Raw genomic sequence first — 16,516 nt, 5'->3', positions numbered from 1 at the left:
CCGACGGCGCTCAGCCGAACCCGCCGTCGGCCCTCAGCCGAACCAGCCGTCGGAGCGGGCCTGCTCCAGGGCCTCGAAGTAGGCCTCCGCCACCTTCTCGTACCCGATGTCGTTCGGGTGCAGGCCGTCGGCCAGCTCGGCCGGCATGGACGCGTCCGCCCGGTCCAGGGGCGTCAGCCACGGGGGCTTGACGTACCGGAAGTGCCGTCCCGACCCCTGCTGCTCCGCTTCCATCCGCTTGAGGCGCTGGTTGTACGCGGCGATGGGCCCGGTGAGGTCCAGGCCCCTGGAGCCGGGGGTCGTGGAGACCGGGCCCTGCATGACGACGGTGGCCCCGGGGCGCAGGGTGAAGATCCGGTCGACCAGCTCCTGCGCCTGGTCCGCGGCGTGCTCGGGGTCGTCGCCCTGGTTGAGGTCGTTGAGACCGATCGAGAGCAGGACCACGTCCGGCCGGGCCGTCTTGATCCACCGGTCCGCCCCGGCGAGGATCCGGTCGATGGTGTAGCCGGGATGGCCTTCGTGCTGGTTGTCGGCCATGGGTCCCTGTTCCTGGGAGCCCACGAAGTCGACGGTGTACCGGGACTGGCCGGAGAGCAGCTGCCCCAGGGGCAGCCGGTAGCCGCCGCGGCCGGAGCTTCCCGAGCCGGCGGCCGTGGAGTCGCCGAGGGGCATGACGCGGATCCTCCGGGGCCGTCCCGTGCCGGAGGAGGGCTCCGGGGAGGCCTGCGGGGACGGCTCGCTCCCGGCGGCTGCCCGGGGGGAGTCCTTGGTCAGCATCGGGAGCGTGGCGGCGACCCCCGCGAGTCCCGCGAGGCCGGTGAGGCCGGCGAGCAGGGCCGAGCGGCGGTTCATGGTGCCTTCCGGGTGGAGCGGGGCGACAGGGCGGCCGGGTGCGGGAGCAGGGCCGGGAGCCGGTTCGGGAGCTGGTTCGGGCGCGGGTCCGGGCGCACTAGACGTCGGCGTCCAGCCCCTGCGCGGACCGCTCCTCCCGCAGGTCGCGGATGGCCTGGCGGCGGGCGAGCCGGTGCGTGCGGCGGATCTGGGCCTCCTGGTAGCGCCGCTCGTCCCGCTCGGTCTCCCGGATCACCTGCGGGACCTCGCGGGGCTTGCCCTCGGCGTCGACCGCGGTGAAGACGAGGTAGGCGCTGCCGACCTGGGTGGCGGGGGTGGACTCGTTCCACCGCTCCGCGAGGACGCGTACGCCGATCTCCATGGAGGAGCGGCCCGTCCAGTTGCACTGGGCCTTGACGTGGACGAGGTCGCCGACGCGGACCGGGGCGAGGAAGGCCATCTCGTCCATGGAGGCGGTGACCGCCGGGCCGCCGGAGTGGCGGCCGGCCACGGCACCGGCCGCGTCGTCCACCAGCTTCATGATCACGCCGCCGTGCACCGTGCCGAGGAGGTTGGTGTCATTGGCGGTCATGATGTGGCTCAGGGTGGTGCGGGAAGCCGAGATCGGCTTTCCGCGCAGCTCGCCCGGTATCTCTGTCATGGGGACAGCTTAAGTGCGGCTTGCCGGTGTCAGCTCTGCAACAGCACCGGTACGAACAGCCTCCGGGGGTATTCCGCGACCCTCCCGGCCAGGCATTCTTGGGCACATGAGTGACTGGGACGGGTGGAGCGGCGAGCAGGACCAGCGCGGCCGCCGCGATGACGGGTACGGCCGCGGCAGCGGCCAGGCGGAGCCGGAAGGCGCACGGCGGATGAGGCACGTCCAGCGGCCCGGTCCCGGCCCCCAGGCGTCCCGGCAGCCGCAGCAGCCGCCGCAGCCCCAGCAGCCCCCGCGCCGCCCGGCTCAGCCGCCGGCCGGGCCCGCCTACGTGCCTCCGCAGCAGGGCGGCTCGTACAGCGGCGGCGGCGCCGACGGCAGCTACGACAGCGGCTACAACACCGGCCAGGTCTACGGCGGCGGCCAGCCGCCCAGCGGGCCGCGCGGGCGCGGACCGGGCGGCCCCGGCGGCCCGGCCCGGCCGGCGGGACCGGCCCCGGACTGGCGCAAGCGGATCAAGATCGGCTCGATCGTGCTGGTCTCCGGCCTGCTCGTGACGGGCATCGGCACCTACTTCTGGGCCGACTCCAACGTGCGCCGCGAGGTCGACCTCTCCAAGGTCATCGAGCGCCCGAAGGAGGGCGACTGCACGACCTACCTGATCGTGGGCTCCGACAGCCGTGAGGGCATGTCCGCCGAGGACAAGAAGAAGCTCCACACCGGCTCGGCCGAGGGCAAGCGCACCGACTCGATGATGATCCTCGCCAAGTGCTCCAGCGGGAACACGATGATCTCCCTGCCGCGCGACTCCGACGTGGAGATCCCCTCCTTCGTCGGCTCGGAGTCGGGCAAGAAGTTCGCGGGCACCGGCAAGCGGACCAAGCTGAACGCGGCGTACGCGGAGGACGGCCCGGAGCTGCTGGTGCGGACGGTGGAGTTCAACACCGGCCTGCGCATCGACCACTACGCGGAGATCGGCTTCGCCGGCTTCGCCAACATCGTGGACGCGCTGGGCGGGGTGGAGCTGAACATCGAGAAGGGGTTCAAGGACGAGAAGTCCGGGGCCGACTTCAAGGAGGGCACCCAGACGCTGAACGGCGAGCAGTCGCTGGCCTACGTACGGACCCGCTACGCCTTCGCCGAGTCGGACCTGCAGCGGACCAAGAACCAGCAGAAGTTCCTGTCGGCGCTGGCCAGCCAGGCGGCGACCCCGACGACGATCCTGAACCCGTTCTCGCTGTACCCGGTGCTGGGCGCGGGTCTGGACACCCTGATCGTGGACAAGGACATGGGCCTGTACGACATGGGGTCGATGTTCTTCGCGATGAAGGGCATCAGCGGCGGTGACGGCGTGTCCATGAACATGCCGATCTCCGGTCAGCGCGGCGGCAACCTCGTCTGGGACAAGGCGAAGGTGCAGCTGCTGGTCCAGCAGATCCAGAAGGACGAGAAGGTCACCGTCCGCGGGAACTGATCACACGGCCGGTCACGAGGCCGGGCGCCCCTTGCCGGGGCGCCCGCCCCGGCTCGGGCGCCGGCTCAGGCGCCGGCTCAGGCGTCGGAGGAGAAGCGGATCGCCGCGTCGGGCAGCTGCGCCCCGCACCAGACGCGGGCGCCGGCGCGGAGCTCGTTGTCGGCCCCCACGACGGCCCCGTCACCGATGACGGCGGCGTCCAGTACGGTCCGTGCGCCCACCGAGGCGCCGACGCCGATCAGGCTGGCGGACACCTGCGCGTCGGGGCCGACGACCGCGTCCCCCAGCACGATGGAGCCCTGGACGACCGCACCCGCCTCGATGCGGGCTCCGGCGCCCACGACGGTGCCCCCCGACAGCTTGGCCCCGGCCGCGACGTGGGCTCCGGGCAGGACGAGGGACTCGCCGCGGCGTCCGGGGACGGCCGGGGAGGGGACGACGCCGCGGACCAGGTCGGCGGAGGCCTGGATGATCGCCTCCGGCTTGCCGAGGTCCATCCAGTACGTGTTCTCGGTGACCCCGTGCAGGGTGGCCCCGGAGGCGAGCAGCCCGGGGAAGGTCTCGCGCTCCACGGAAACGGACCGGCCGGCCGGGATGGTGTCGATCACGCTGCGCCGGAAGACGTAGCAGCCGGCGTTGATCTGGTCGGTGATGATCTCCTCGGGCGTCTGCGGCTTCTCGGTGAAGGCCAGCACCCGACCGTGGGCGTCGGTGGGGACCAGGCCGAAGGCGCGCGGGTCGTCGACCCGGACCAGGTGCAGGGAGACGTCGGCGTCGGCCGCCTTGTGCGATTCGACGAGCCCGGCGATGTCCAGGCCGGTGAGGATGTCCCCGTTGAAGACGAGCACCGAGGAGTCCGGGCCGCCGGTGAGCAGCCGCGCGGCGTTGCGGATGGCGCCGCCGGTGCCGAGGGGCTCGTCCTCGACCACGTACTCCAGGTGGACGCCGAAGGCGGACCCGTCCCCGAAGTAGGGCTCGAAGACCTCGGCGAGGTAGCAGGTGGCCATCACGATGTGCGTGACGCCGGCGGCGGCGGCCCGGGCTATCTGGTGGGCGAGGAAGGGAACGCCTGCCGTGTGGACCATCGGCTTCGGCGTGTTCACCGTGACGGGGCGCAGCCGCGTCCCCTGTCCGCCGACCAGCAGGATCGCTTCCGTCATTTGCGTTCTCCCCAACCGGTTCCGGCGTACGAAGGTCCAAATTTAGCCCATCCGGGGGGTCCCCAGGGGGCTGCTGCCCGATGTGTGCGGTCGTCTGCGCCGCTGCTCAGGGCGGTTGCGGCGGTCGGGACGGTCACGGCGGTCAGGAGGCGAAGGGGTTGGCGTGGCCCGGCAGCTGCTGCCCGGGGCGCAGGAAGCGCTGTACTCCGTACTCGTCGCGCACCTGGAGGTACCCGGCGGCCTGCAGCCGCTGTGCGATCCGGCTCCGGCGGACCGCGCCGAACCGGAAGGCGCCGACGAGGAAAGCGGTGAGGGCGCCGCCGACGACCAGGGCGAGGACCGGCTCTCCGAGGACCAGCATCAGGAGGACGAGGAACGCGCAGGATCCGTACGCGGTCATCTGCTGGCGCTTGTCCGCCGCGGCGGCCATGGTGTCGAACAGGATCCGGTCCTTCATCAGGGCGACGGCCCCGGCCGCTTCGGGCAGGGGCTTGAGCGAGCCCTGCCGCATCCCCGGCACCGTCCCGCCGTTGCCCGCCTGCGGGTGCGCGGTGATGGCGGCCGCCTCGCGGTCCCGGGCTTCGGGGCGCGGGTCCCGGTACATCCGGACCAGGACGTTCGCCTTCTTGTGCCCGGTGCGGAGCGTCTCGAGGTATTCGAAGCCGTAGCTTTCGGCGATGTGGGCCAGGGCGGCTCCCCGCACGGTCCCGATGCTCCCGTCGGAGCCGATCTCCACGACGTCCTGCCGGGCGATCTGCTTCAGCAGTCCCGCTATGTCACGTTCTACGAACACGTTCGTTCCCCGCCCTGAAACCCGCCCCGAATCCCGTACCGAGGACCGGTCGGGCGCACAGCCTAGCCACGCCGTGCGGGGCGTACGCGGCGCCCCCGGCATATGCCGGGGGCGCACGCGTTCACACGGGCCGGGGGCCTTCCTACGGCAGGTTGCGGGCCATGACGATCCGCTGGACCTGGTTCGTGCCTTCGTAAATCTGAGTAATTTTCGCGTCGCGCATCATGCGCTCCACCGGGTAGTCCCGGGTGTAGCCGTAGCCGCCGAGGAGCTGCACCGCGTCCGTGGTGACCTCCATGGCCACGTCCGAGGCGAAGCACTTGGCCGCGGCGCCGAAGAAGGTGAGGTCCTCGTGCGGGCCGCCGCCGGAGACGCGCTCCGAGCGGGCCGCGGCCGAGTAGGTCAGCTGGCGGGCGGCCTCGATCTTCATGGCCATGTCCGCGAGCATGAACTGCACGCCCTGGAAGTCGCCGATCGGCTTGCCGAACTGCTTGCGCTCCTGGACGTAGCCCTTGGCGTAGTCCAGGGCGCCCTGGGCGATGCCCAGTGCCTGCGCGGCGATGGTGATGCGGGTGTGGTCGAGGGTCTTCATCGCGGTGGCGAATCCGGTGCCCTCGGCGCCGATCATGCGGTCGGCGGGGATGCGGACGTTGTCGAGGTAGACCTCGCGCGTCGGGGAGCCCTTGATGCCGAGCTTCTTCTCCGGGGCGCCGAAGGAGACGCCCTCGTCGGACTTCTCGACGACGAAGGCGCTGATGCCCTTGGAGCGCTTCTCCGGGTCGGTGACGGCCATGACCGTGTAGTACTCGGAGACGCCGGCGTTGGTGATCCAGCGCTTGACGCCGTTGAGCACCCAGAAGTCCCCGTCGCGCACGGCGCGGGTCTTCATGCCCGCGGCGTCCGAGCCCGCGTCGGGCTCGGAGAGGGCGTACGAGAACATCGCGTCGCCCTTGGCCAGCGGGCCGAGGTACTTGGCCTTGAGCTCCTCGGAACCGGAGAGGATCACCGGGAGCGAGCCGAGCTTGTTGACCGCCGGGATGAGGGAGGAGGACGCGCAGACGCGGGCCACCTCCTCGATCACGATCACGGTGGCGAGGGCGTCGGCGCCCGCGCCGCCGTAGGTCTCGGGCACGTGGACGGCGTGCAGGTCGCTGGCGACGAGGGCGTCCAGGGCCTCCTGCGGAAAGCGGGACTCCTCGTCGACCGCGGCGGCGAAGGGCATGATCTTCGCCTCGGCGAGCGCGCGGACGGACTCGCGGAGCATGTCGTGCTCCTCGGCCGGGCGGTACAGGTCGAAGTCGGCAGAACCCGCCAAGATCTCTCACTCCCCAGGTGGTGCGTGGTGTTAACTACCGTTAAGTAGCCCAAGCTTAGTGTCCGTCCGCCGACCGCGACACGGCCGTCGCACGTGAGTTGCATGACAGCGGGCCCGGTGGGGGCGTCGGGCGGGCGGCGAGGCGGTGGCCGCGGGGTGGCGGACGGGTGACGGACTCCGGAATGCATCCCCGGTCACCGGCCCGACTATGCTCGGTTGCCGCGAACGGCCCCGCACCTCCAGGAGCACTCATGGCCCCCCTCAAGATCACTGTGATCGGCACCGGATACCTCGGTGCCACGCATGCCGCGGCAATGGCGGAGCTGGGGTTCGAGGTGCTCGGACTGGACGTGGTGCCGGAGAAGATCGCCATGCTCGCCGCCGGTCGCGTACCCATGTACGAGCCCGGACTGGAGGAGTTGCTGTCCGCCCACGTGGCCGGAATGCCGGGTTCCACGGGCCGGCTGCGCTTCACGACCTCCTGGGAGGAGGTCGGCGCCTTCGGCGACGTCCACTTCGTCTGTGTGAACACCCCGCAGAAGCACGGCGAGTACGCCTGCGACATGAGCTACGTCGACTCCGCCGTCGAATCGCTCGCCCCGCACCTGACCCGGCCCGCCCTGGTCGTCGGCAAGTCCACCGTGCCGGTCGGCTCCGCCGAGCGCCTCGCCGCGAAGCTGACCGCCCTCGCCCCGGCCGGCGAGGAGATCGAGCTCGCCTGGAACCCGGAGTTCCTGCGCGAGGGCTTCGCCGTCCAGGACACCCTGCACCCGGACCGGATCGTCATCGGGGTCGACGGCGAACGCGCCGAGAAGCTCCTGCGGGAGGTCTACGCGACCCCCATGGGCGAGGGCACCCCGCTGGTCGTCACCGACTTCCCCACCGCCGAACTCGTCAAGACCGCCGCCAACTCCTTCCTCGCCACGAAGATCTCCTTCATCAACGCCATGGCCGAGGTCTGCGAGGCCGCCGGCGGCGACGTGGTGAAGCTGGCCGAGGCCATCGGGTACGACGAGCGCATCGGGAAGAAGTTCCTGCGCGCCGGCATCGGTTTCGGCGGCGGCTGCCTGCCCAAGGACATCCGCGCGTTCATGGCGCGGGCCGGCGAGCTCGGCGCCGACCAGGCCCTGACCTTCCTGCGCGAGGTCGACTCCATCAACATGCGCCGCCGCGGCCACATGGTCGAGCTGGCCCGCGATGCCGTCGGCGGCTCCTTCCTCGGCAAGCGGGTCGCCGTCCTCGGTGCCACCTTCAAGCCGGACTCCGACGACGTCCGCGACTCCCCCGCGCTCAACGTGGCCGGGCAGATCCACCTCCAGGGCGGCCAGGTCACCGTCTACGACCCCAAGGGCATGGACAACGCCCGCCGCGTCTTCCCCACCCTGGGGTACGCCGACACCGCCCTGGACGCCGCCCGCGGCGCCGAGGTCGTCCTGCACCTCACCGAGTGGCGGGAGTTCCGCGACCTGGACCCCGCGGCCCTCGGCGAGGTCGTCACCGACCGCCTCGTCCTCGACGGCCGCAACGCCCTCGACCCCGCCCTGTGGCGCGCCGCCGGCTGGACGTACCGCGCGATGGGCCGCCCCCGGGCCTGACTCCGCGCGGCGGGCCACCACCGCGTCGGCCCGCCGCGCGGCGGGCCACCCCCTCGCCTGACCACCGCACTTGCCCCGCGCGCCCCGCCCCGGCGGACCTTGATCCGCTTCGTTCCGGAATGCGCGGTTTCACATCTCGTCACCGGATCGTTGGCGGGACCCGCCGGGGCCGCACGCAATGGATCGCTAGACTCACGGCCGATGACCAGTACGAGCACGACCATCGACTCCGCACTCCGGGGGCGCGCCGGCCGCCTGGCCATGGCGGGCTTCTGGCTGGCCACCCGGACCCTGATGGTGGTCCTCCTGGTGGTGAACCTGCACGGCACCTCCTCGGTCCGCGTGGAGATCACCCAGACCTACAACAACTGGTACGACGTCCTCGTCACGGGGACCATGCCGCACGACGACGTCATGTGGCAGTACCCGCCGGCCGCGGCGGCGATCTTCCTGTCGCCCGACCTGCTCCCCTTCCTCAGCTACTTCCAGGCCTTCGTCGCGCTGACCGTGATCTGCGACGCGCTGATCACCGTCGGCCTGGTCCGCGCCGCCCGCCGCTCCGACGGCAGCCTGGCCGGCGCCGTGCTGTGGCTGACCACGCTGCCGCTGCTGCTGTCGCTGCCCTTCGGCCGCTACGACCTCCAGGTCACCCTGCTCGCCGTCGGCTCGCTGCTGTGCCTGCGCTTCCGCCGCAAGCTCGGCGGCGTCCTCGCCGGAGTCGGGGCCCTGGTCAAGGTCTGGCCGCTGCTCACGCTGATCGGCACCCCGCGCGGCCGCACCACCCGCGACGCCGTCGTCTCGGCCGTGGCGGCCGGGGCCGTGCTGCTCGCCGTGCTCGCGCTGTTCTTCCGCGACACCCTCGGCTTCCTGGGCAACCAGGGCAACCGCGGCATCCAGGTCGAGTCCCTCGGCGGCTCCGCCCTGATGTTCGGCAAGCTCGTCGGCGCCTGGTCCGGGAAGGTCGAAGTCCGCTACGGCGCCTACGAGTACCTCGGCCCGTACGTCTCCAGCGTCGCCCTGGTCTCCGTCGGCCTCACGGTCGTCGGGTTCGCGTGGCTGCTGCTGTGGCGGGTGAAGGCCCGGCGCTGGACGACCGCGACCCCGCTGGACGCCGCGCTGTGCGCCATCCTCGTCTTCACCATCACCAGCCGCGTGCTCAGCCCGCAGTACCTGATCTGGCTGGTCGGCCTCGCGGCCGTCTGCCTGACCTGCAAGCACACCACGCAGCGGCCGGTGGCCTGGCTGATCGTCGCCTCGACCGCGCTCAGCACCGCGATCTACCCGCTCACCTACGGCTCGGAGATCCTCCCGGGCACCGGCTTCGGCACGTTCCTCCTCGTGCTCCGCAACGGCCTGCTCGGCTGGGCCGCCGTCTGGTCCTGCCTGCGCCTGTGGCGGGCCAGCGTGAGCCCCGTCCCCGACACCGGGAACGGGCCGGGGAACGCAAACGCCGGGACCGCAGCGGCCCCGGCGCCCAAGGCCGGCTCCGAAGTGCCGGCGCGCGTCTAGCTCCCGCTCAGGACGCCCTACGGTGCTGCGCCGCGCGGGCCGTGAACTCCGCGTCCCGCACCACCCGCTGGGCGTTCCCCCAGGTCAGCAGCGCCAGGTCGGTCTCCGGCCAGCCCCGCTCCAGCAGTTCCGCGATCAGTCGCGGATAGCCCGAGGGATCCGTCAGTCCCGCCGGCCGGGGGATGCCCGGCTCGGCGCCGAAGCCGGCGCCCAGGCCCACGCAGTGGGGGCCCGCGACGGCTCGTACGTGGTCCACGTGGTCCGCGACCGCGTGCAGGGAGTCCCCGGTCAGCGCGGTGTCGAAGCTGACCATCGCCAGGCCGTTCGCCGCGCGCAGCGCGAGCAGCACCTCGTCGGTCACGTTGTCCGGGTGCGGATTGAGGGCGGCCGCCCCGGTGTGCGAAATGATCACCGGCGCCTTGGAGGCCGCGGCGAGCTGGCAGGCCGGCGCGGGCGGGCAGCCCCGGAGGTCCAGCAGCATCGCCAGCCGGTTCATCTCCTTGACCACCTCGTGGCCGAAGGCGGTCAGCCCCTCCATCGCCCACGGCGCCCCGGCCGGCGCGAGGATCCGTACGCCCAGCGCGTGGAAGGCGCGCAGCGCGCCCAGCGAGTCCGTCAGGGTGCGGCCGGGCACGGGACCGAGGAGGGAGGCGATGCGGCCCCGGTTGCGGGCGTCCGCCAGGTCGTCGGCGGTCAGCGCGAGGGTGAGGCTGTCGGGGTACCGGCGCATCAGGGCCAGCGCCACGTCGATCTGTTCGAGGGTGTCGGACACCACCTGGTCGGTGGCCCCGGCCTCGCGCGGCATGAGCAGCGACCAGAACTGGGCACCCACTCCCCCGGCGCGCAGCCGTGGGATGTCGGTGTCGACGCCCGTGTCCGAGGTGTCGATGTCGTGGTACGGACTGGTCCGGAGGGTCCAGACGAGGGTGTTGCAGCCATCCATGACGGGATGGACGCAAAGCAGTGCGGCGGCCCGGTCCAGGGCTCCCGGGAGCAACGTGCCGGTGGGATCCTCGGCTCCTAGGGAGCCGGGGCCCACGGGGGTCACCGGGTTCGTGTGCGGTTCGTCCTGCAGGTCGGCCATGGCGTGCGCTCCGGTCTCGGCGGCTGTGTCGGTGCGAAAAGCAGCGGGAGAGAAGCAGGGAAGATGTTGCCACCGTGACATGTGGGACGCCGGAGGCGCCCGGCGGATGTGGCGTTCGGGTGTAACCGGCAGGTGTTCGCTGGTCACAGCCCGTGCGCCGGATCCGCCGGGCGGGCCGGTCAGGAAGCGGCGGGGCTCCTCGGACTCACACCGGGAGCACCGCGTTGGACGGGCCCCGGGAGGCCGACTGCTCGCGCGCCACCGCTTCGGCGTCGCGCAGCGTCCGTACCGCGTTCGACCAGGTCAGCTTGGCCAGGTCGGCCTTCGACCAGCGGCGTGCCAGCAGCTCGGCGACCAGGTTGGGGTACCCGGCCACGTCGTCCAGCCCGGCCGGGGTGAAGGCGGTGCCGTCGTAGTCCCCGCCGATGCCGATGTGGTCGACTCCGGCCACCTCGCGCATGTGGTCGAGGTGGTCGGCGACGGTGGCGGCCGTGGCCACCGGGCGCGGGCGCGCCTCCTCGAAGGCCCGGTGCAGGGCCATCGCCGCCGGGGTGGTGTCGAGGTGGTGGTGGCCGTGCGCGCGCAGGTTCTCGTCGGCGGCCAGGGTCCACTCGACGGCCGCCGGGAGGATGAACTTGGGCACGAAGGTGGCCATCGCGACCCCGCCGTTGGCCGGCAGCAGCGCCAGCACGTCGTCGGGGATGTTGCGCACGTGGTCACAGACGGCCCGGGCCGAGGAGTGCGAGAAGACCACCGGCGCGGCCGTGACCGCGAGCGCGTCGCGCATCGTGGTCGCGGCGACGTGCGAGAGGTCGACGAGCATGCCGATCCGGTTCATCTCGCGGACGACCTCGCGGCCGAACTCGCTCAGCCCGCCGTGCCGGGGCTCGTCGGTCGCCGAATCCGCCCAGTCGATGGTGTCGTTGTGCGTGAGCGTCATGTACCGCACGCCGAGCTGGTGCAGGGCGCGCAGGGTGGCGAGCGAGTTGTTGATGGAGTGCCCGCCCTCGGCGCCCATCAGCGAGGCGATCCGGCCCTCGGCGCGCGCCGCCTCCATGTCGTCGGCCGTCAGCGCCCGCACCAGATCGCGCGGGTAACGGTCGATCAGCTGGGCGACGACGTCGATCTGCTCCAGGGTGGCGCTGACCGCCTCGTCCCCCGTGTAGTCGGAGCGCACGTAGACCGACCAGAACTGCGCGCCGACCCCGCCGGCGCGCAGCCGGGGGATGTCGGTGTGCAGGTGGCCCTTCTGGTCGCGGCCGATGTCCCGCCGGTCCAGGTCGTAGCGCACCGTCTCGCGCAGGGCCCACGGCAGGTCGTTGTGTCCGTCGACGACCGGGTGCTCGGCGAGCAGTTCGCGCGCCGCGTCCAAGTGCCGGGCGGCGCCCGTCCCGCCCGCCGCGTTGGCGGGGGTCACTTGCCGAATCCGAACGAGTCCTGGCCGGCCACCTTGTTGCGCAGCCGCTTGCCCTTCTCGGTGGCCTGGTCGTTGAGGTCCTGGAGGAAGTCGCTCATGCGGGCCCGCAGCTCCGGGTCGTGCGCGGCCAGCATCCGTACGGCGAGCAGCCCGGCGTTGCGGGCTCCGGCGATCGAGACGGTGGCGACGGGGATCCCGGCCGGCATCTGGACGATCGACATCAGGGAGTCCATGCCGTCGAGGTACTTCAGCGGGACGGGTACGCCGATGACGGGCAGCGGGGTGACGGAGGCCAGCATGCCGGGCAGGTGGGCGGCCCCGCCCGCGCCCGCGATGATCGCCTTGAGGCCGCGCCCGTCGGCCCGCTCCCCGTACGCGATCATCTCGCGCGGCATCCGGTGCGCGGAGAGCACGTCGACCTCGTAGGGGATCTCGAACTCGTCGAGCGCCTGGGCGGCGGCCTCCATGACGGGCCAGTCGGAGTCCGAGCCCATGACGATGCCGATGACGGGAGCTGCTGCGGAGGTGCTCATTCGGTGATGGATCCTCTGAGATAGCCGGCTGCGTGACGTGCGCGCTCCAGCACATCGTCCAGATCGTCGCCGTAGGTGTTGACGTGGCCGACCTTGCGGCCTTGTTTCACGTCCTTGCCGTACATGTGGATCTTCAGCTGGGGATCGTGGGCCATGCAGTGGAGGTACGCCGCGTACATGTCGGGGTAGTCCCCGCCGAGCACGTTCGCCATGACCGTCCAGCGGGCGCGGGGGCGCGGGTCGCCGAGGGGGAGGTCCAGGACGGCCCGTACGTGGTTGGCGAACTGGGAGGTGATGGCACCGTCCTGCGTCCAGTGGCCGCTGTTGTGCGGGCGCATCGCCAGTTCGTTGACCAGGATCCGGCCGTCGGTGGTCTCGAAGAGCTCGACGGCCAGGTGGCCGGTCACGTCGAGTTCCTTGGCGATGCGCAGGGCCAGGGCCTGGGCCTCGCCGGCGAGGGCCTCCGAGAGGTTCGGGGCGGGGGCGATGACCGTGTCGCAGACCCCGTCCACCTGGATGGACTCCACGACGGGGTAGGACACGGCCTGGCCGTGCGGGGAGCGGACGATGTTGGCCGCGAGCTCGCGGACGTAGTCCACCTTCTCCTCGGCCAGGACCGGGACGCCCGCCTTGAAGGGGGCCTCGGCGTCCGCCTGCGTACGGACGAACCACACGCCCTTTCCGTCGTACCCGCCGCGCACCGTCTTGAGGATGACGGGGAAACCGCCGACCTCTTCTGCGAAGGCCGCCGCGTCCGCCGGATCGCTCACGATCCGGTGGCGGGGGCTGGGCGCGCCGATCTCGTCGAGGCGGGCGCGCATCACCCCCTTGTCCGCGGCGTGCACCAGCGCGTCGGGCCCCGGGCGGACGGGGATGCCGTCGGCTTCCAGGGCCCGCAGGTGCGCGATGGGCACGTGCTCGTGGTCGAAGGTGATCACGTCACAGCCGCGCGCGAAGGCGCGGAGGGTCTCCAGATCGCGATAGTCGCCGATGACGACGTCGCTCACGACCTGGGCCGCCGAGTCCTGTGGGGTGTCACTGAGGATCTTGAATCTGATGCCGAGGGGGATACCCGCCTCGTGGGTCATGCGGGCGAGCTGTCCGCCGCCGACCATGCCGACTACCGGGAACGTCACTCCTCCAGGGTATCCGGCGGTATTCCGCCATCCGGACCCGCATGGGGACCCTCCTGGCCGGTACCCGGCGCTCGCGTGGCACGGGTGTGCCGTGTGTCGCACGGTGTCCGAAGGCGCAGACGTACCGATGGGGCGACACTTAGCATGGGCGCGCACGGGTCAAACGTGTGATGTAAACGTGTGACGCCTCATACGGGGGCCCCGAAGACAGGACTGAGCCTCATATGAGCAAGCCGGAGAACGGATCCGTCCTCGACCGCGTGCGCGGGCTCGCGCGCGAGATCGCCAGGTTCGGGGCCGTCGGCGGGCTGGGGGTCCTGGTCAACCTGGGCGTCTTCAACCTGATCCGGCAGGTCACCGATCTCCAGGTGGTGCGCGCGAGCGTGATAGCCACTCTGGTGGCCATCGTCACGAACTACCTGGGCTTCCGTTACTTCGCCTACCGGGACCGGGCCGACCGGACCGGGGCGGGCCGCACCCGTGAGCTCGGGCTGTTCGTCGCCTTCAGCGCGATCGGGCTCGTGATCGAAAACGGCATCCTGTTCACGGCCACCTACGGCTTCCACTGGGACGGGCCGCTCGCCTCGAACTTCTTCAAGTTCACCGGCATCGGCATCGCCACCGTGTTCCGCTTCTGGTCCTACCGCACCTGGGTCTTCAAGGCCCTGCCCGCGCCGTCCGCGGCCTCGCTGGTCGTCGAGCAGCGTGACGGCCAGGCCCCGGTGGACGCGCAGGCCCAGGCGGCGCGGACCCCGGAGACCGCCGCGAACTGAGGCTCCCCGGGGCTCCCCGCCTCAGCGGACCGTCGACCGCTCCGGCTCGGAGTGGTCCGGCGCGGTCCGGCTGAGGAAGAGGGCGAACACCGGCGGCCGGGTCTGGAGCAGCTCCAGGCGGCCGCCGTCGGCCTCCGCGAGGTCCCGGGCCACGGCGAGGCCGATGCCGGTGGAGTTGCGGCCGCTGATGGCCCGCTCGAAGATCCGGTTGCCGAGGTCCGGCGGCACGCCCGGCCCCTCGTCGGTGACCTCCAGTACGGCCTGGTTGCCGATCACGCGGGTCCGCAGGGCCACCGTGCCGCCGCCGTGCATGAGGGAGTTCTCCACCAGGGTCGCCAGGACCTGCGAGACCGCGCCCGGGGTGCCCACGGCGCGGATGCCGGTCTTCCCGGAGCGGACGACGGCCCGGCCGGCGCTGCGGTAGGCGGGGCGCCACTCCTCCAGCTGCTGTTTGACGACCTCGTCCAGGTCGAAGGGGACGGCCGAGCCCGTGCGCGGGTCCCTGGAGTTCGTCAGGAGCCGCTGGACCACGTCCGTGAGCCGCTCCACCTGGGTGAGGGCGATCGTCGCCTCCTCCCGTACGGTCTCCAGGTCGTCGGTGACGGTGATCTCCTCCAGCCGCATCGACAGGGCGGTGAGCGGGGTGCGCAACTGGTGCGAGGCGTCCGCGGCCAGGCGCCGCTCGGCGGTGAGCATGCGGCCGATCCGCTCGGCGCTGGAGTCCAGTACGTCCGCGACCCGGTCCAGCTCGGGGACCCCGTACCGCTTGTGGCGGGGCCGCGGGTCGCCCGATCCGAGGCGCTCCGCCGTCTCGGCGAGGTCGGTCAGCGGGGAGGCCAGCCGGTTGGCCTGGCGTACGGCGAGCAGGACGGCGGCCACGACGGCGAGCAGGGCGACGGCGCCGACCACGGCCAGGGTCCGGCCGACCTCGCGGGTGACGGTGGAGCGGGACTCCTCGACGACGACGGTCTCGCCCTGCTCCCCGCGGGCGGCGCCCCGGATGACGCTGTCGGTGATGTGCGCCCCGATCTCGACCGGCTCCCGGCCGGGGATCGTGATCCGGGCGTACCGCCCGGCGTCGAGCTGTTCGGCGAGCGCGCCGGCGTCGACCGGCTTCTTCTCCAGGACGTCGCTCTCGACGATGCCCACCAGCCGTAGCGCCTCGGACTCGATGCGGTCCTGGGCGCTGCTGGTGATGGTGCGGGTCTCGACGATGACGAGGGAGACCCCGAAGACGGCGATGACGACGAGCACCACGGCGAGCGTGGAGTTGATCAGGCGGCGGCGCATGGTTCAGAGCATGCCCTAGAGCGGCCCCCGGGGGCGGTCAGCTCTTCTCGAAGCGGAAGCCGACCCCACGCACGGTGGCGATGTAGCGGGGGTTGGCCGCGTCGTCGCCGAGCTTCTTGCGGAGCCAGGAGATGTGCATGTCGAGGGTCTTGGTGGAGGACCACCAGGTGGTGTCCCAGACCTCGCGCATGAGCTGGTCGCGGGTGACGACCCGGCCCGCGTCGCGGACGAGGACGCGCAGCAGGTCGAACTCCTTCGCCGTGAGCTGGAGCTCCTCCTCACCCATCCAGGCGCGGTGCGATTCGACGTCGATGCGCACCCCGTGGGTGGCCGGGGACTGGGAGGCCTCGGTGGCGCCGCGCCGCAGGAGGGCCCGGACGCGGGCGAGCAGCTCGGCGAGCCGGAAGGGTTTGGTCACGTAGTCGTCGGCGCCGGCGTCCAGGCCCACGACCGTGTCGACCTCGTCGGCGCGGGCGGTGAGGACCAGGATCGGGAAGCCGTGGCCCTCGGCGCGCAGCCGGCGGGCGACCTCCAGACCGTCCATGCCCGGCAGGCCCAGGTCCAGCACGACGAGGTCGATGCCGCCCTGCAGTCCCGCGTCCAGGGCGGTGGGGCCGTCCTCCCGGACCTCGACCTCGTACCCTTCCCGGCGCAGGGCGCGGGCCAGGGGTTCCGAGATGGATGCGTCGTCCTCGGCGAGCAGTACACGCGTCATGTGGGTGATGGTAGTCCGCGGCAGCGCAAAGAAGAGGCCTGCCTACGGACCCCTCTATATCTGCGCTCTTGTGCTACTCACGGCCTTCGAATGTGGCCCGCCGGTTCCACTCTGGCCTGTGATCCATCTCTCAAGTGCTTTCATATCCGACACTGTCGTGTCGTATGGTGTCGAGACGCCTGATGCACTACCTCCACGAGACTTTCGAGCGAAAACCAGCCGAAAGTCTCTAT

At 71.8% G+C, this 16,516-nt stretch carries 15 protein-coding genes; 4 read left to right on the top strand and 11 right to left on the bottom strand.

Annotated elements, in window-relative coordinates; all coding sequences use genetic code 11:
- Positions 1–33 precede the first annotated feature (33 nt).
- Positions 34–852 (bottom strand): SGNH/GDSL hydrolase family protein, encoded by an 819-nt coding sequence (locus AC3IX6_RS23425; RefSeq protein WP_489364298.1) that lies wholly within the window; start codon positions 850–852, stop codon positions 34–36.
- A gap of 97 nt (positions 853–949) precedes the next feature.
- Positions 950–1,492, bottom strand: a complete 543-nt coding sequence (locus AC3IX6_RS23420; RefSeq protein ID WP_250736822.1) for an acyl-CoA thioesterase — start codon at positions 1,490–1,492, stop codon at positions 950–952.
- Between the two features lie 106 nt (positions 1,493–1,598).
- Between AC3IX6_RS23420 and AC3IX6_RS23415 the strand changes: the two genes are divergently transcribed.
- A complete protein-coding gene (locus tag AC3IX6_RS23415; RefSeq protein WP_489364296.1) occupies positions 1,599–2,963 on the top strand; it encodes an LCP family protein in 1,365 nt (454 codons plus the stop codon).
- A 77-nt stretch (positions 2,964–3,040) separates the two neighbouring features.
- Here the strand turns inward: AC3IX6_RS23415 and manB are convergent, their stop codons facing one another.
- The 3 genes from manB to AC3IX6_RS23400 form a co-directional block, all read right to left on the bottom strand.
- Complete coding sequence (manB, locus tag AC3IX6_RS23410; RefSeq protein ID WP_489364294.1) at positions 3,041–4,123, bottom strand: mannose-1-phosphate guanylyltransferase; 1,083 nt, start codon at positions 4,121–4,123, stop codon at positions 3,041–3,043.
- 142 nt (positions 4,124–4,265) lie between these two features.
- Entirely contained in the window at positions 4,266–4,916 is a 651-nt protein-coding gene (locus AC3IX6_RS23405; RefSeq protein WP_489364292.1) for a hypothetical protein, read from the bottom strand.
- A 142-nt stretch (positions 4,917–5,058) separates the two neighbouring features.
- Entirely contained in the window at positions 5,059–6,231 is a 1,173-nt protein-coding gene (locus tag AC3IX6_RS23400) for an acyl-CoA dehydrogenase family protein (protein WP_266878075.1), read from the bottom strand.
- 251 nt (positions 6,232–6,482) lie between these two features.
- Here AC3IX6_RS23400 and AC3IX6_RS23395 point away from each other — a divergent pair, with 251 nt between their 5' ends.
- Both AC3IX6_RS23395 and AC3IX6_RS23390 read left to right on the top strand, forming a co-directional pair.
- The gene (locus AC3IX6_RS23395) at positions 6,483–7,826 is read left to right on the top strand and encodes a UDP-glucose dehydrogenase family protein (protein ID WP_489364290.1); all 1,344 of its coding nucleotides are present in this window, start codon (positions 6,483–6,485) and stop codon (positions 7,824–7,826) included.
- Between the two features lie 201 nt (positions 7,827–8,027).
- The gene (locus AC3IX6_RS23390) at positions 8,028–9,335 is read left to right on the top strand and encodes a glycosyltransferase 87 family protein (RefSeq protein ID WP_489364288.1); all 1,308 of its coding nucleotides are present in this window, start codon (positions 8,028–8,030) and stop codon (positions 9,333–9,335) included.
- Positions 9,336–9,342: 7 nt separating this feature from the next.
- Here AC3IX6_RS23390 and AC3IX6_RS23385 read toward each other — a convergent pair whose 3' ends face one another.
- The 4 genes from AC3IX6_RS23385 to AC3IX6_RS23370 form a co-directional block, all read right to left on the bottom strand.
- Complete coding sequence (locus tag AC3IX6_RS23385) at positions 9,343–10,419, bottom strand: membrane dipeptidase (RefSeq protein ID WP_489364286.1); 1,077 nt, start codon at positions 10,417–10,419, stop codon at positions 9,343–9,345.
- Between the two features lie 205 nt (positions 10,420–10,624).
- Positions 10,625–11,836 (bottom strand): dipeptidase, encoded by a 1,212-nt coding sequence (locus AC3IX6_RS23380; RefSeq protein ID WP_489364285.1) that lies wholly within the window; start codon positions 11,834–11,836, stop codon positions 10,625–10,627.
- Complete coding sequence (gene purE, locus AC3IX6_RS23375; RefSeq protein WP_489364283.1) at positions 11,833–12,369, bottom strand: 5-(carboxyamino)imidazole ribonucleotide mutase; 537 nt, start codon at positions 12,367–12,369, stop codon at positions 11,833–11,835. The genes AC3IX6_RS23380 and purE overlap by 4 nt, the downstream gene beginning before the upstream one ends.
- The gene (locus tag AC3IX6_RS23370) at positions 12,366–13,505 is read right to left on the bottom strand and encodes a 5-(carboxyamino)imidazole ribonucleotide synthase (protein ID WP_489364281.1); all 1,140 of its coding nucleotides are present in this window, start codon (positions 13,503–13,505) and stop codon (positions 12,366–12,368) included. Before AC3IX6_RS23370 ends, purE begins: the two co-directional genes overlap by 4 nt.
- Before the next feature lie 224 nt (positions 13,506–13,729).
- On the opposite strand from AC3IX6_RS23370, the gene AC3IX6_RS23365 reads away from it, so the two are divergent.
- Positions 13,730–14,278 carry a GtrA family protein gene (locus AC3IX6_RS23365; RefSeq protein ID WP_489364279.1) on the top strand — a complete coding sequence of 183 codons (549 nt, stop codon included), beginning with the start codon at positions 13,730–13,732 and terminating at the stop codon, positions 14,276–14,278.
- A 21-nt stretch (positions 14,279–14,299) separates the two neighbouring features.
- Here AC3IX6_RS23365 and AC3IX6_RS23360 read toward each other — a convergent pair whose 3' ends face one another.
- Positions 14,300–15,568 (bottom strand): ATP-binding protein, encoded by a 1,269-nt coding sequence (locus AC3IX6_RS23360; protein ID WP_489364278.1) that lies wholly within the window; start codon positions 15,566–15,568, stop codon positions 14,300–14,302.
- Positions 15,569–15,605: 37 nt separating this feature from the next.
- A complete protein-coding gene (locus tag AC3IX6_RS23355) occupies positions 15,606–16,283 on the bottom strand; it encodes a response regulator transcription factor (RefSeq protein ID WP_489364276.1) in 678 nt (225 codons plus the stop codon).
- Positions 16,284–16,516 lie beyond the last annotated feature (233 nt).

The organism is Streptomyces sp. GL_141, assembly GCF_057834385.1.
The sequence above is the reverse complement of the archived record's forward strand: the minus strand, read 5'-3'. Positions and strand labels throughout refer to the sequence as shown.

Excerpts from the sequence above, each read along its gene's own strand:
- AC3IX6_RS23425 (WP_489364298.1), bottom strand. The coding sequence starts at position 852 with ATGAACCGCCGCTCGGCCCTGCTCGCCGGCCTCACCGGCCTCGCGGGA.
- AC3IX6_RS23390 (WP_489364288.1), top strand. The coding sequence starts at position 8,028 with ATGACCAGTACGAGCACGACCATCGACTCCGCACTCCGGGGGCGCGCC.
- AC3IX6_RS23395 (WP_489364290.1), top strand. The coding sequence starts at position 6,483 with ATGGCCCCCCTCAAGATCACTGTGATCGGCACCGGATACCTCGGTGCC.
- AC3IX6_RS23360 (WP_489364278.1), bottom strand. The coding sequence starts at position 15,568 with ATGCGCCGCCGCCTGATCAACTCCACGCTCGCCGTGGTGCTCGTCGTC.
- purE (WP_489364283.1), bottom strand. The coding sequence starts at position 12,369 with ATGAGCACCTCCGCAGCAGCTCCCGTCATCGGCATCGTCATGGGCTCG.
- AC3IX6_RS23355 (WP_489364276.1), bottom strand. The coding sequence starts at position 16,283 with ATGACGCGTGTACTGCTCGCCGAGGACGACGCATCCATCTCGGAACCC.
- AC3IX6_RS23420 (WP_250736822.1), bottom strand. The coding sequence starts at position 1,492 with ATGACAGAGATACCGGGCGAGCTGCGCGGAAAGCCGATCTCGGCTTCC.
- manB (WP_489364294.1), bottom strand. The coding sequence starts at position 4,123 with ATGACGGAAGCGATCCTGCTGGTCGGCGGACAGGGGACGCGGCTGCGC.
- AC3IX6_RS23415 (WP_489364296.1), top strand. The coding sequence starts at position 1,599 with ATGAGTGACTGGGACGGGTGGAGCGGCGAGCAGGACCAGCGCGGCCGC.
- AC3IX6_RS23365 (WP_489364279.1), top strand. The coding sequence starts at position 13,730 with ATGAGCAAGCCGGAGAACGGATCCGTCCTCGACCGCGTGCGCGGGCTC.
- AC3IX6_RS23385 (WP_489364286.1), bottom strand. The coding sequence starts at position 10,419 with ATGGCCGACCTGCAGGACGAACCGCACACGAACCCGGTGACCCCCGTG.